11 protein-coding genes and 1 tRNA gene are annotated in these 14,029 nt (G+C 68.0%); 9 read left to right on the top strand and 3 right to left on the bottom strand.

All coding sequences use genetic code 11. From position 1 onward, the window contains the following. The first annotated feature begins 38 nt into the window (after positions 1 to 38). From B5X90_RS08660 to B5X90_RS08645, 4 genes are all read left to right on the top strand, one after another. Positions 39 to 1,457, top strand: coding sequence for a phosphomannomutase/phosphoglucomutase (locus tag B5X90_RS08660; protein WP_079551989.1), 1,419 nt, complete (start codon positions 39 to 41; stop codon positions 1,455 to 1,457). Between the two features lie 2 nt (positions 1,458 to 1,459). Further along, positions 1,460 to 1,945, top strand: a complete 486-nt coding sequence (locus B5X90_RS08655) for a hypothetical protein (protein WP_079551987.1) — start codon at positions 1,460 to 1,462, stop codon at positions 1,943 to 1,945. 20 nt (positions 1,946 to 1,965) lie between these two features. Further along, positions 1,966 to 2,415: an RrF2 family transcriptional regulator gene (locus B5X90_RS08650; protein ID WP_079551985.1), complete on the top strand. Its 450-nt coding sequence runs from the start codon at positions 1,966 to 1,968 to the stop codon at positions 2,413 to 2,415. A 333-nt stretch (positions 2,416 to 2,748) separates the two neighbouring features. Continuing rightward, on the top strand, positions 2,749 to 3,909 hold the full coding sequence (locus B5X90_RS08645; RefSeq protein ID WP_079551983.1) for a globin domain-containing protein: 1,161 nt from the start codon (positions 2,749 to 2,751) through the stop codon (positions 3,907 to 3,909). Positions 3,910 to 4,004: 95 nt separating this feature from the next. On the opposite strand, the gene B5X90_RS08640 is transcribed toward B5X90_RS08645, so the two are convergent. Together B5X90_RS08640 and B5X90_RS08635 are read right to left on the bottom strand one after the other, a co-directional pair. Next, positions 4,005 to 5,402 (bottom strand): FAD-binding oxidoreductase, encoded by a 1,398-nt coding sequence (locus B5X90_RS08640; RefSeq protein ID WP_079551981.1) that lies wholly within the window; start codon positions 5,400 to 5,402, stop codon positions 4,005 to 4,007. A gap of 258 nt (positions 5,403 to 5,660) precedes the next feature. Further along, on the bottom strand, positions 5,661 to 7,496 hold the full coding sequence (locus tag B5X90_RS08635; RefSeq protein WP_079551979.1) for a phosphoenolpyruvate carboxykinase (GTP): 1,836 nt from the start codon (positions 7,494 to 7,496) through the stop codon (positions 5,661 to 5,663). A 277-nt stretch (positions 7,497 to 7,773) separates the two neighbouring features. Between B5X90_RS08635 and B5X90_RS08630 the strand changes: the two genes are divergently transcribed. Further along, positions 7,774 to 7,847 (top strand) — tRNA-Arg (locus tag B5X90_RS08630). A 126-nt stretch (positions 7,848 to 7,973) separates the two neighbouring features. Here B5X90_RS08630 and B5X90_RS08625 read toward each other — a convergent pair. Then, positions 7,974 to 8,702 (bottom strand): FadR/GntR family transcriptional regulator, encoded by a 729-nt coding sequence (locus B5X90_RS08625; RefSeq protein ID WP_079552101.1) that lies wholly within the window; start codon positions 8,700 to 8,702, stop codon positions 7,974 to 7,976. 166 nt (positions 8,703 to 8,868) lie between these two features. Here B5X90_RS08625 and B5X90_RS08620 point away from each other — a divergent pair, with 166 nt between their 5' ends. The 4 genes from B5X90_RS08620 (at position 8,869) to B5X90_RS08605 (ending at position 14,016) form a co-directional block, all read left to right on the top strand. Continuing rightward, positions 8,869 to 10,392, top strand: coding sequence for a dihydrolipoyl dehydrogenase family protein (locus tag B5X90_RS08620; RefSeq protein WP_079551976.1), 1,524 nt, complete (start codon positions 8,869 to 8,871; stop codon positions 10,390 to 10,392). 194 nt (positions 10,393 to 10,586) lie between these two features. Continuing rightward, on the top strand, positions 10,587 to 11,264 hold the full coding sequence (locus tag B5X90_RS08615; protein ID WP_079552099.1) for an ABC transporter ATP-binding protein: 678 nt from the start codon (positions 10,587 to 10,589) through the stop codon (positions 11,262 to 11,264). Next, positions 11,261 to 13,357 (top strand): YhgE/Pip family protein, encoded by a 2,097-nt coding sequence (locus tag B5X90_RS08610; protein WP_079551974.1) that lies wholly within the window; start codon positions 11,261 to 11,263, stop codon positions 13,355 to 13,357. The genes B5X90_RS08615 and B5X90_RS08610 overlap by 4 nt, the downstream gene beginning before the upstream one ends. After that, positions 13,354 to 14,016 (top strand): TetR/AcrR family transcriptional regulator, encoded by a 663-nt coding sequence (locus tag B5X90_RS08605; RefSeq protein ID WP_079551972.1) that lies wholly within the window; start codon positions 13,354 to 13,356, stop codon positions 14,014 to 14,016. The genes B5X90_RS08610 and B5X90_RS08605 overlap by 4 nt, the downstream gene beginning before the upstream one ends. Positions 14,017 to 14,029 lie beyond the last annotated feature (13 nt).

Below are 14,029 nucleotides of genomic sequence, written 5' to 3'. Positions count from 1 at the left end.
CGGCCGGCGCGTCAGGGCCGCAACGTAAGATAAGACGCGTGACTACGGACAAGACAAAGACTTTTGACCTCTCGACCTCGTTCAAGGCCTACGACGTGCGCGGAATCGTGGGGCAATCCATCACCGCGGAGATCGTCGAAGCCGTCGGTGCCGCCTTCGTCGACGTCCTGGAACTCACGGGGCAGACTGTGTTGGTGGGCGGGGACATGCGCCCCTCCTCCCCCGAGTTCGCCAAAGCCTTCGCGAACGGCGCAGCCACCCGCGGCGCCAACGTCCAGCTGCTGGACCTGATCTCCACCGACGAGCTCTACTACGCGTGCGGGGCCCTCAACGCCGCCGGCGCCACGTTCACCGCGAGCCACAACCCGGCCGAATACAACGGCATCAAGATGGCCAAGGCCGGCGCCGTGCCGATCTCCTCCGAAACCGGGCTCATGGAAATCCAGGCCCGCGCCGAGGAGTACCTCAACGCCGGCGCCATCCCCGCGGCCGGCAGCACTGGCCTGATTGGTGTGCAGGACGTCCTCAAGGGCTACGCGGAGTACCTGCGCAGCCTCGTGGACCTGCGCGGTTCCCGGCCGCTGAAGGTTGTGGTGGACGCCGGCAACGGCATGGCCGGCCTCACCACCCCTGCCGTGCTTGGCGATGCCCTGCTGCCCAAGCTTCCGCTGGAGATCGTGCCGCTGTACTTCGAGCTCGACGGATCCTTCCCGAACCACCCGGCCAACCCGCTGGAGCCGGAAAACCTGCGCGACCTGCAGGCCGCCGTCGTCGAACACGGCGCGGACATCGGCCTGGCCTTCGACGGCGACGCCGACCGCTGCTTCGTGATCGACGAGAAGGGCGAGCCTGTCTCGCCGTCGGCCATCACCGGCATGGTGGCCCGCCGCGAAATCGCCCGCGCCCAGGGCCTCGGTGAAGACACGCCCACGGTCATCCACAACCTGCTGACGTCCCGCGCGGTTCCCGAACTCGTCGAACGCCACGGCGGCCGGGCCGTCCGCACCCGCGTGGGGCACTCGTTCATCAAGGCCGTCATGGCCGCGGAAGGGGCCATCTTCGGCGGGGAACACTCGGCCCACTTCTACTTCCGCGACTTCTGGAATGCGGACACCGGGATGCTGGCCGCCATGCACGTCCTCGCCGCCCTGGGCGAACAGGAGGGCCCGCTCTCCGAACTCGGCCGCGAATACGAGCCGTACCGGTCATCCGGCGAGATCAACTCGGAAATCGAGGACAAGGCCGCCGCGGTCGAGCGGGTCCGCAAGGACTTCCACGACGAGGACGTCGAGGTCGACTACCTCGACGGCAGCACCTTCATCGCCACCGACGGCAGCTACTGGTTCAACCTGCGCCCGTCCAACACCGAACCGTTCCTGCGCCTCAACGTTGAAGCCACGGACGCCGCCACCATGGAACGCGTCCGCGACCGCGTCCTGGCGCTGGTCCGGGGCTAGCGGTGGCAGTACATCCGGAAGAATCCGCCAACACCGGTTCCTGGCGCGAGTCCGTGCCGGACGCCAGCGCCACGGATCTGGAGAACCTGCTCGGCACCGGCGTCGGTGCCGCGCAGGAGCAGCTGGAACGCAACGGCGGCTTCCTGCCCTTCGCCCTGGTGGTGCAGAACGACGGCGAAGTCCGGCTGGTGGCCGTGACACCCGCGGACGCGAGCGACGGATCGGATGCCGACTTCGACGCGGACGCCATGATCCGGGACCTCCACGAGTTGCTCCGGCAGCACCGGGAGGAGTTCCGGGCCGCCGCCGTCGTCTGCGACATCACGCTGCTCGAGGAAGACTCTGACGCCATCCACGTCGCGGCAGAGCACCAGGACGGCTCCCTGTTCGCCGCCGTGCTGCCCTACGCCGCGAACTCCGGGACGCACGAACTCGAGTTCGGCCAGCTGGCCGCCGATACCAACGAGCCCGCCGTCTGGGTGGACTAGACCGCCCTTAGGCTGGGGATATGAAGATCAATGCGTTCGCCGATGTGAGCCTTCGCGCTTTGCTGGTGCTCGCGGCCGCTCCGGACGGCGGGCTCCTGACCACCCAGAGCATCGCCGACGCCGTCGGCACGCCGTACAACCACGTCAGCAAGGCGATGGCGAAGCTGCGCGCATTGGGCCTGATCGACGTCGAACGCGGCCGCAACGGCGGGTCCCGGCTGAGCAGCGCCGGCCGGACCGCAACGGTGGGCCAGCTGCTGCGGCAACTGGACACCCGCCTGGACCCGGCCGACTGCATCGCCACGGGCGGGACGTGCCCGCTCATTACCGAATGCCGGCTCCGGGCCGCGCTGGCCCGGGCCCGCGAAGCCTTCTACGCCGAACTCGACGGGATCGTCATCGCGTCGCTGCCGACCTCCCGGCAGATGGCGCCCGTCTTTGCGGCGATTGGGCTGCGCCCGGGCCTTTGAGCGGCCCAGCAGATGTGGGCCGTTGTCCGGCGGAAATCCGGCCCAATCTGGGGAAAACCTTTGGTTTGGCGTCCAACGCCCTTCCTGGCGGCCTGGCAGTTCCTCACCCTTCCCGGCATGACATTTACGAACATGGGCACCACAGGTTCCTTCTCCGGCAGCGACATTTGCCACTGACACCCGCCTGCTCCCGCCGCCGCCACGCCCGGAATCCCGTCGATTTGGAATAGATTTCTACGCAGTGTAGAACTGAGGCATAGATATTTGTATTTGAAATGCAAGTATCGCCGCGGACCCGGCTGAAGACGCCGGGCCACTATCTCAGGAGTCAACATGCTCTCGGACAAGTCCTTCCCCGTCATCGAGGCCACCCTGCCGCTGGTCGGTTCCCGGATCGGGGCCATCACCCCCAAGTTCTACGCCCGCCTCTTCGCCGCCCACCCCGAACTGCTGGACGGCCTGTTCAGCCGCTCCAACCAGCGCTCGGGCAATCAGCAGCAGGCCCTGGCCGGGAGCATCGCCGCTTTCGCCAGCCATCTGGTGAACAACCCGGACACCCTGCCGGAGACCGTGCTGTCCCGGATCGCGCACCGCCATGCTTCCCTCGGCATCACCGAACCGCAGTACCAGGTGGTCTACGAGCACCTCTTCGCTGCCATCGCCGAGGACCTGGCCGAGGTCATCACCCCGGAAATCGCCGAGGCATGGACCGAGGTCTACTGGCTCATGGCGGACGCCCTCATCAAGCTCGAGAAGGGCCTCTACGCCGCACAGGCCAACGCCAAGATGTGGACCCCCTGGAAGGTTGCCGCCAAGACCCCTGCCGGCACCGGCTCCATGACCTTCACCCTGGAACCGGCCGACGACACCCCCATCACCGCGGCGCTGCCGGGCCAGTACGTCAGCGTCAAGGTCACGCTTCCGGACGGGCTCCGCCAGGTCCGCCAGTACTCCCTCTCCGGCGACGCCGGCACCAGCCGCAGCTTCACCACCAAGCTCGACGACGGCGGCGAGGTCTCCCCCGTGCTGCACAACAACGTTGCCGTGGGCGACGTCATCGAAATCTCCAACCCCTTCGGCGAAATCACGCTCAAGGAGGGCGACGGCCCCGTGGTCCTGGCCTCGGCCGGCATCGGCTGCACGCCCACGGCATCCATTCTGCGCTCCCTGGCCGAGTCCGGCTCGGACCGCCAGGTCCTGGTCCTGCACGCCGAAAGCACCCTGGACAGCTGGGCGCTCCGCTCCCAGATGACGGACGACGTCGAACGCTTGGACGGCGCCGACCTGCGGCTCTGGCTCGAGCAGCCCGAAGCCGGTTCCAACGCGGGCTTCATGACCCTGCGCGAGGTGGACCTCCCGGCCAACGCCTCGCTGTACCTGTGCGGCCCGCTGCCGTTCATGAAGAACATCCGCAACGAGGCCATCAACGCCGGCATCCCGGCCACGAAGATCCACTACGAGGTCTTCGGCCCGGATATCTGGCTCGCCAGCTAAAACACTCATCGGTTGCTCCGCAACGGCCCTTTTGAGAGGTCAAAAGGGCCGTTGCGGAGCAATCGGTTGGAGTTCGACGGTTCCCGGACGGGAAGTCAGCCCGCCGACGGCACTCCGGTGATCGCGTGGCCGAAGCGCAGGAGGTTGCCGGGGTCGTACGTGGACTTCGCCGACCGCATCCGCTCGTAGACCGCGGGCGTCCAGGCCCTGGCCCGGTCCGCCTCGTCGCCCGGTGCGCCATGGAAATTGACCAGCGTGTACCCGGTGGAGTGGGGAGCCATCGCGGCCAGGATCCCGCTGATGGAGGCCGCTACGGCCTCGGCAAGGGGCGGCACCTTGAACCCGACGAGGAACAGCAGGAACGCCGCGTCCCGCCCCGACACGGCGTCCGGCAACGCATCCGGCACTGCAGCGGTCCGGGCCAGCGCGCCACCGAGCGGCCGGACCTCCACCAGCAGCAGCGGGCAGTCCGAGCCGTCCCCGGTGAGCTCAAGCAGGTCAGCCACCGTCTCTTCGCCGAAATCCTTCAGGAGCGCGCCGCCGTCCATGAAGGGCAGCGGGTCCGCCGGGTCCATGTGGATCTGGTCGACGTCGAGGTAGCTCATGGGCCCGGCCGTGTCCATCAAGGGGGTCGAGACCGCCCGCATCGGGGCAAGCAGCGCGTCTCCGGCCTCGCGCTTGCCCAGGAACGCAAAACGCAGGTGCACGACGAACTGGTTCCGCAGCGGCTCGGGAACGAAGTCCATGTCCGGAAGCCGCAGCAGGGAGATCGAGGGTGAGGCATCCTCGGGCAGCGTGGGCAGCCAGTGACGGAAGGCAGCCAGGACGGTGGCCGCATCAGCCCCGGGATAGATGATGCCGCCGCCGTAGAAATCACTGAACGGAAAGAGATTGAACTCGAGGGCGGTCACGATCCCCAGGTTGCCCTTGCCGCCGCGCATCAGTGCAAACAGCTCGGCCTCGGCGTCGGCGTCGATCCGCCGCAACGCGCCGTCGGGTGTGACAATCTCCATGCTGCGGACATGGTCCGCCGCGAAGCCGTGGGCGCGGCCGAGCACGGGCAGCCCGCCGCCCAGCGTGTAGCCAACGACGCCGACGTCCGTGCTGGAGCCGTGCAATCCGAGGAGCCCGTGCGGCACGCTGGCCTCCAGGAGGGTGCGCCACTTCACCCCGGCGCCGACGCGTGCGGTGCGTTCCTCCGGATCGATCTCCAGGTCCTGCAGCCGGCGCGTGTTGATGAGCAGGCCGCCATCGATCGCCGATTCGGCGCCGTGCCCGGTTGACTGGACGGACACGGGAAGCCTGCGCTCGGCCGCCCATTTCACCGCGGCCACGACGTCCCGGGCATCTGCGGCCCCCAGAACGACGTCGGGCCGGTGCACCGTTGCGACGTTGAAGGCGAACGTCTCCTCCGCGAATTCGGGGCTGTCCGGCAACGCGACCGGACCGCTGACAGTACTGGACAAGGCATCGATGTCGTCGTTGACAAGCATGAGGAACTCCTGAATCTCGCTTACGGCGAGCAGGTCGGGGGCGCGGCCGCACCCGCCCGGAATGCCCCCAGCGCACGCTCCAATCGGCGGCCGGCCCGGCTGATGGAATGCGGACAAGCCTAGGGATCCGGCCGGACGCGGCCTAGGGACCTAAGTCCCGGCGTCACGCACCCAACGAAAACGGCGGCCCCGCATCTTCAAGAAGATGCGGGGCCGCCGTCCCTATTGCACTGTTATTAGGTGCTGTTGAGCCGGCTGCTACTGCTCGGCAGCCATGCGCTCCTTCAGTCCTGCGAGTTCGGCGCGCAGGGCCTCGGGCAGCGAACTGCCGAAGTTGGCGAACCACTCCTCGATCGAGGCCAGCTCGGTGGTCCACTCCGCGGGGTCGACACGGACGGCCTCTTCGACCTGGGCCGGGGTCATGTCCAGGCCCTTGAGGTCGATCGCGTCAGCGGTGGGGACGAACCCGATGGGGGTCTCCACGGCGTCCGCCTTGCCTTCGAGGCGTTCGATGGCCCACTTCAGGACGCGAGCGTTGTCACCGAATCCGGGCCAGGCGAATCCGCCCTCGGAATTGCGGCGGAACCAGTTGACCAGGAAGATCTTGGGCAGCCGCTCCGGGTTAGCCTTCGCGGACAGGTTGACCCAGTGGTTCAGGTAATCGCCAGCGTCGTAGCCAATGAAGGGCAGCATGGCCATCGGATCCCGGCGGACAACGCCGACGGCACCGGCTGCCGCGGCTGTGGTCTCCGAAGACAGGGTGGAGCCCATGAAGATGCCGTTGGACCAGCTGCGCGCCTCGGTGACCAGCGGGATGGTGGTCTTGCGGCGGCCGCCGAACAGGATCGCGGAAAGCTCCACACCGTCCGGGTTGTAGTACTCCTCGGCAAGCATGTCGATCTGGTCAATCGGCGTGCAGAAGCGGGAGTTCGGGTGGGCTGCGGGCTTGTCCGAATCCGGGGTCCAGGAGTTACCCTGCCAGTCGGTCAGGTGCGCGGGCACCTCGTCGGTCATGCCCTCCCACCACACACCGCCGTCGTCCGTCAGGGCGACGTTGGTGAAGATGCTGTGGCCCTTGGCGATGGCGCGCATCGCATTGGGGTTGGTGCCCCAGCCGGTGCCCGGAGCCACGCCGAACAGGCCGGCTTCGGGGTTGACGGCGCGGAGCTCGCCTTCCTTGCCGAACCGCATCCAGGTGATGTCGTCCCCGAGGGTTTCGACTTTCCAGCCCTCGATGGTCGGATCCAGCAGGGCGAGGTTGGTCTTGCCGCAGGCCGACGGGAAGGCGGCGGAGATGTAGTAGTTCTTCTGCTCCGGCGAGGTCAGCTTGAGGATGAGCATGTGCTCGGCAAGCCAGCCTTCGTCGCGTGCCATCACCGAAGCGATGCGCAGGGCGTAGCACTTCTTGCCGAGCAGGGCGTTGCCGCCGTAGCCAGAGCCGAAGGACCAGATGGAGCGCTCCTCCGGGAAGTGGACAATCCACTTATCCGGGTTGCAGGGCCACGGGACATCGGCCTGGCCGGGGGCCAGCGGGGCGCCCAGGGAGTGCAGGGCGGGGACAAAGAACGCGTTGGTCGCGGTGATCTTGTCCAGGACCTCGGTGCCGATGGTGGCCATGATCCGCATGGACGCGACAACGTAGGCGCTGTCGGTGATCTCGACGCCGAACTTGGGGTCCTCGGCGTCGAGGTGGCCCATCACGAAGGGGATCACGTACATGGTCCGGCCGCGCATGGAGCCGGCGAACAGGCCGTGCAGCTTTTCCTTCATCTGCGCCGGGGCCATCCAGTTGTTGGTGAAGCCGGCATCGTGCTCCTTCTCGGAGCAGATGAAGGTCTGCTCTTCGACGCGGGCCACGTCGGCGGGGTCGGAGAAGGCCGCGAACGACTTGGGGAAGAGGTCCTCGTTGAGGCGGGTCAGGGTGCCGGCGGCAACGAGCTCGTCTGTCAGCCGGGTGTTTTCCGCTTCCGACCCGTCAACCCAGTAGATCCGGTCCGGCTGGGTCAGTTGAGCTACCTCTTCTACCCATGCCAGCAGACCGGCATGTGTGGTGGGTGCTTTTTCAAGCAACGGCAGTCGCGCCAGATCTCCCATTACGGTTCCCTTCCTCGGGTTCAGTGGTGTGTCCTAAATGCTAGGGCTCGGCAGGGGGCCCATTTCGGGCCCGGACGTGGGATGACCGGGGCGGAGTAAATCAAAAACCGCGGAAATACAAGGAACTGGCCCACCACTATCCTAACTTTTTGTGACTAAGGTCACGTAGACCGGTCTAGTCGGCTAAATTACACCCGCCTCGATTTGTAACTGGGCCCGGGCTCGCGTAAAGTAATTCGAGGTTCGGGGGAAGAGAAGTTCTCCAAGAGCCGAGAATGCGCCCATAGCTCAGCTGGATAGAGCGTCTGTCTACGGAACAGAAGGTCAGGGGTTCGAATCCCTTTGGGCGCACAGATGAAGATCCGCCCCGGTTCGCCGGGGCGGATCTTTTGCTTTAACGGCCGGGTGCCTTAGGCGCCAGGGTGCCGGATGTCTTAGGCGCCAGGGTGCCGGGCCGGAGCGGCCCGGCAGCAGGGCTCAGGCCGTGGTCCGGACGATGATGTTGCGGATGTCGTCGAAATGCGTGCTGAGCCGCTCGGAGGCGAGGGCCTTGTCCGCCGTTGCGACTGCCTCATAGATCCCCCGGTGCACTGCGGCCGTTGCCTGCAGATCGACGGCGTACGGTCCGCCGAGTTCGAGGTGGATCCGGCGGTAGACCTTCCAGAAGACGTCCATCAGGCTGATCAGCAGGTCGTTGTTCAGCGGCTCGAAAAGCCTGCGGTGGAACTCGGCGTCGGCCTCAATAAAGGGCTCCCCCGCGGCAGCCAGCGCTTCCATCCGGTTCACGGACTCCTCCACGGCGGCCAGCTGTTCGGCGCTGATCCGGTCCATGGCGGCGCCAACCAGACCGGATTCGAGTGCTTGCCGGACCTCCACGAGCTGCAGGGCTTCCTCACCTTGGTGGCGCAACGACAGCCGGGCGCGGAAGGTGAGCCCGTCGGTCAGGGCCTCGAAATTGCTCGGCGCCACGAACATGCCGAATCCGTGGCGGATCTCAATGACGCCCAGCGCCTGGAGCGCCTTCAAGGACTCCCGCAGGGTGTTGCGGCCGACGCCGAGTGCCGCGGTCAGCTCGTTCTCGGTCGGTAACGGGTCGCCGGGAACCAGGTCGCGCTCCAGAATCAGCTCCAGGATGTCCGACTGGAGCGCCCGGAGCCGGGCCTGGGCGCTGAACCTCGCCAGCCGTATGGCCGGTCCTGTTGTCATGTTGCGTGCGGCCATGGCCGCCTCCTCCCCCAAGTATGGTCCCAACAGTATCGACCGTCCCCCGTCCTGCAAAGGGTTCGGCCCGGCACATTACGCCGGAACCCCGCATCGCGGCAACCCGGAGCTCCCCCCGGATCCGGCCATGGCCCCGGCGTAGGCTGGTGCCATGACGGCACAGATTGAGCGGGAATTCGATGTCATTGTGATCGGCGCCGGGGCCGTGGGCGAGAATGTGGCGGACCGCGTGGTCCGCGGCGGCCTGACAGCAGTGCTCATCGAGGCGGAGCTGGTCGGCGGCGAGTGCTCGTACTGGGCGTGCATGCCTTCGAAGGCGCTCCTGCGGCCGGGCACTGCGCTGCATGGCGCGCAGACGGTTCCCGGCGCCCAGGAGGCGGTCACCCGCACCCTTGATCCGGCAGCCGTGCTGAAGCGCCGGGATTACTTCACCTCGAACTGGCAGGACGACAGCCAGGTCAAGTGGGTGGAGGACACAGGCATCGAACTGATCCGCGGCCACGGCTGGATCACCGCCCCGCGGCACGTCGAGGTGGCCGGGGCGGACGGCAACAGCTACGCGCTCACGGCCCGGCACGCCGTGGTGGTCGCCACAGGCTCCGCCCCAAACCAGCCGCCGGTTGAGGGGCTTCACGACGTCGAGTACTGGACCACCAGGGAGGCGACCTCAGCCCGCGCGGTTCCCGCGCGGCTTGCGGTCCTCGGCGGCGGCGTTGCCGGCGTCGAACTCGCGCAGGCCTATGCCCGGCTGGGTTCGTCCGTGACGCTCGTGGCCCGTAGCGGGCTGCTGGGTGTTTTCCCGGAGCAGGCCGCGGACCTGGTCGCTGCCGGCCTGCGCGCCGATGGCGTCGACCTCCGCCTGCACACTGGTACGCGGAGCGTGCATGAGAACGACGACGGCTCCCTCACCGTCGTGCTCGACGGCGGCCCCAAAAGCAGCCCCAAGGACGGCCCGGGCGCCGGGACCGCTGACGGCACGGCCCATGGCGCCACAATCACGGCGGACAAGCTGCTTGTCTCCACCGGCCGGCACCCCGCCCTTGAGGGACTCGGCCTGGACAGCGTCGGCCTCTCGGCACCCGAGGGCGGGACGCTGCGGCTCACCACCGATTCCACCGGACTAGTCCACCACGCCACCGAGAACGACGCGTCCGGCAACCCGTGGCTCTACGCCGCCGGCGACGCCGCCGGACGGGCCATGCTGACGCACCAGGGCAAGTACGGTGCCCGGGCCACCGGAGACGCCATTGCCGCCCGGGCCAGGGGTGAACTCCGCGGCGAGCCGGCACCGTGGAGCCGCTTTGCCCAGACGGCCTATGAGCACGCGGTGCCGAACGTGGTGTTTACCGATCCGGAACTGGCGAACGTCGGCCGGACCATGGCGCAGGCGGAGAAAGACGGCTTCCGGGCCTCCGCCGTGGAACTCCCCATCCAGGTGGCCGGTTCCTCCCTGCACGCCGAACACTACGAAGGGTGGGCGCAGCTGGTCATCGACGAGGACCGCAAGGTGCTGCTGGGCGCCACGTTCGCCGGCCCGGATGTCGCTGAACTCCTGCACGCGGCCACCATTGCGGTGGTGGGGGAAGTCCCGCTGGACCGGCTGTGGCACGCCGTGCCCTCTTATCCGACCATCAGCGAAGTCTGGCTCCGCCTGCTGGAGGTGTACGGCCTCTGACCGGCCGGGGACGGGCCACCGGCGCCACGGCACCGCCTGAAGACGTGGCCACCGGCCAAGGACGTGACCCCCGGCTAAGCCTGAAGCGGCCGGCGGCGGCACGTCTCGTTCATCACACCGCAGGCAGTCTATTTGAACTGACCGGTCAGTTTAGTTAGCCTTGAGTGGACATCGTTTTCTGCGAAAGGCCCGCTTTGCTCTGCGTACACCAGCTTTCCGTGACCGGCCGGCGGGATGACCTGCTGCCGCCCACCTCGCTGGAGGCCGCACGCGGTGGCCTCCTGCTCGTCGAGGGTGTCCGCCAGGACCAGCGCACCGCCCTGGCCCTGGCCCTGAGCGGGCGCATGAAGCCATCCGCCGGCACCGTGGGCTGGGACGGAAGTGCCCGGATCAAGGACCTCCGGCAGGCCAGCAGCGTGGTCGACTCCCCGGGCGTCAACGAACCCGAACAGCACCTGAGCGTCCGCGACCTCGTCACCGAGGATCTGGCCCTGGTGCCGCGCCGCCACCGCAGTGCCGCACGCAGTACACCCTGGCTCAGGCTCAACGGGTTCGAAGACATCGCGGGGCTGTGGACCGAGCAGCTGCCGGCGGGACGGCGGATCGAGCTCCTCACGGCGCTTGCCCTCGCCAACCCGGACACCGGCCTCCTCGTGGTGGACTCCCCCGATCGGCACAGCGGCGACCCTGCCGACTGGCTGCCGCGGCTGCAGGAACTGGCGCACGACGCCGGGCGGCCGCTCGCCGTCGTCGCCACCGTCACCCGCATCCCGGAGGGCTGGTCCGGACCCTCCGCCGTAATCGGCAATGCGCTCGCATCCGAAACCCTCCCGACAGAACCCCTCTCCCCCGAAACCGAGGACGCAAAGTGACTGTGCTGCGGCTGGCCCGCTCCGAGCTCAAACGAATGACCGGCGGGCTGCTGCCCAAGCTGACCATCCTGGCCCTGGCCCTGGTCCCGCTGCTTTACGGCGCCGTGTACCTCTACGCCAACTGGGATCCGTACGGCAAGCTGAACCAGATCGACGCAGCGCTGGTGGTCCAGGACTCCGGTGCCACAGCCGCCGACGGCACGCGGCTGGAGGCCGGCCGGAAGGTCGCCGAGTCCTTGGTGGACGGCCACGTCTTCAACTGGAAGACGGTCGCCAGCACCGAGGAGGCCGACCAGGGCGTCAGCAACGGCACCTACGCGTTCGCCCTGAAAATCCCGCAGGACTTCTCCGCGAACCTGGTCTCCCCCGGCAGCTTCGACGCCGCCAACCAGGCCATGCTCAATGTCACCACCAACGATGCCAACAACTATCTCCTGAGCACCATCGTGGACAAGCTGACCACCGCGGTGCACACCACGGTCGCCAAGGAGGTGGGCGAGGAGACCGCCAACCAGCTCCTCACCGGATTCGGCACCATCCACACGCAGATGCTCAAGGCCTCCGACGGTGCGGGCCAGCTCGCCGACGGCGTCGCACGGCTCCACGAGGGCACCGTGACCCTGCACCAGGGCACCGGCGAGCTCAAAACCGGCGCCACCGAGCTCTACAACGGCGAGCTCAAGCTCCGCGACGGCGCCGCTTCGCTCAGCGCCGGGGCCGGCCAGCTCAGCAGCGGCCTCACGCAACTCAAGGACAAGACCGCAGCCCTGCCCGCCAACGCACAGCAACTGGCCGACGGCGCCGCGCAGGTGGCGGCCGGCAACGCCGCGCTCAACACCGCGTTTAACAACACAGTGCAGGCGATCCCCGGGCAGCTTGCCGCCGCGCAACAGGCCGCGCAGCAAGCCGCCGCGCAGGCTCAACAGAGCAGGGTCGTGGCGTCCACCGGCCGCCTGGTCGCCGCCGGCGTTCTCACCCAGGAGCAGGCCGACAAGGTGGTGGCCGACGTCGACGCCACCCCCGTGCCGCCCACGGCTTCCGCGGCCGCTTCCTCTGCAGCTGCCGCCTCCGGCGCCAAACTGCAGGCCGCCGCGGCGCAGGTCCAGAAGCTGTCCGACGGTTCCGCCGCCGTCAGCGCCGGCGCCTCGCAGCTGGCGGGCGCCGCACCCGCCCTCAGTGACGCCGTCGCCAAGGCCTCCGCGGGGGCGGACCAGCTCGCCGGTGGTTCGGCAGCCCTCGCCGCCGGCCAGCAGAACGCCGTCGACGGCGCCGGCAGGCTCGTACAGGGTGCGCAGAAACTCGACGACGGCGCGGCGCAGCTGGAGAGCGGTGCGGCGACGGCATCCGACGGCGCGGGAACGCTCGCCGCGGAACTCGCCAAGGGCGCCGGCAAGGTCCCCAACCCCGACGACGCCCAGAAAAACAGCCTCTCCAAGGTCATGGCCGATCCGGTGGCCGTCAGCAATGTCTCGCAGGCCAAGGCCGGGTCCTACGGCGCCGGGCTGGCACCGTTCTTCCTGACGCTGGCCCTGTGGATCGGCATCTTCATGCTGGTGCAGGCGATGCGCCCGGTCACCCAGCGGGCGCTGGCCTCCAATGCACCGGCCTGGAAGATTGCCGCCGGCGGCTGGCTTCCGTTCCTGGCGGTCTCTGCCGTGCAGGCGAGCCTGCTGACCCTGGTGGTGGACGTGGGACTCGGGCTGGACCCCGCCCACCCGGTCCTCATGTGGTTCCTCATGCTGGCGGCCGCGATGGCGTTCAGCGCAATCATCCAGGGCGTGGTGGCGCTGCTGGGCTCGCCCGGCAAACTCGTGGTGCTTATCCTGCTGGTGCTGCAGCTGGTGTCCTCCGGCGGCACTTTCCCGTGGCAGACCACGCCCGAACCGCTGCACGTGGTGCACCAGATCCTGCCGATGGGCTACGTGGTCAGCGGCATGCGGCACCTGATTTACGGTGCTGACCTGGCACTTATCCTGCCCACCATGCTGGGCCTGGTTGGCTACACTTTGCTGGGACTGGCAATGTCGACCGTTGCCGTCCGGAAGAACAAATACTGGACTCTCAAGACCCTGAAACCGGAGATCGCCGTATGACCACCAGCCCCAGCGGCGGCAGCCGGGCAGGCTCCGGGGACGCCGGGAAGAAGCTCCGTCCCGCCCGCACGAACGCCACGAAGCAGAAACTGTTCGAGGCGTCCATGGAACTGATCGGCGAGCGCGGCGCGGCGGGCGTGACGGTGGACGAGATCGCCACGGCAGCCGGGGTGTCCAAGGGCACGGTGTATTACAACTTTGGCAGCAAGTCGGACCTGATCGCCCAGCTGCTGCGCCACGGCGTGGACATCCTCCTGGCGCGGCTGCTGAGTGTCCGCGACGGCTCCGCCGACCCCCTCGCCGCCATGGAGGAGATGATCGGCCAGGCCATGGACTTCATGGCCGAGTACCCGTCCTTCGCCCGGCTTTGGGTCAGCGAAAGCTGGCGCACCCCGAGCGAATGGCAGGACACCTTCGCCGAGCTCCGCGGGCGCCTGCTCGCGGTGATCGGCTCTGCCATCGACAGCGTCGCCGCCGTCTATCCCGTGGATTCCGCAGTTTCCCGGGGCAGCCTGGAAACGGCAATCTTTGGGGCCTGCTTCGTGGTCGGACTGGACCGCCAGACGTACAACCCGGAGCGGACGAGGGAGCAGAGTGTGGCCGCAATCATGGCCTCCATGCGCGGCTACGTCGTGAAGCAGCCGCCTGCTCAGGCATGATTGTTCACATGCG

The sequence above is a fragment of the Arthrobacter sp. 49Tsu3.1M3 genome (assembly GCF_900168135.1).
In the GTDB taxonomy this organism is placed as follows: domain Bacteria; phylum Actinomycetota; class Actinomycetes; order Actinomycetales; family Micrococcaceae; genus Arthrobacter.
The sequence above is the reverse complement of the archived record's forward strand: the minus strand, read 5'-3'. Positions and strand labels throughout refer to the sequence as shown.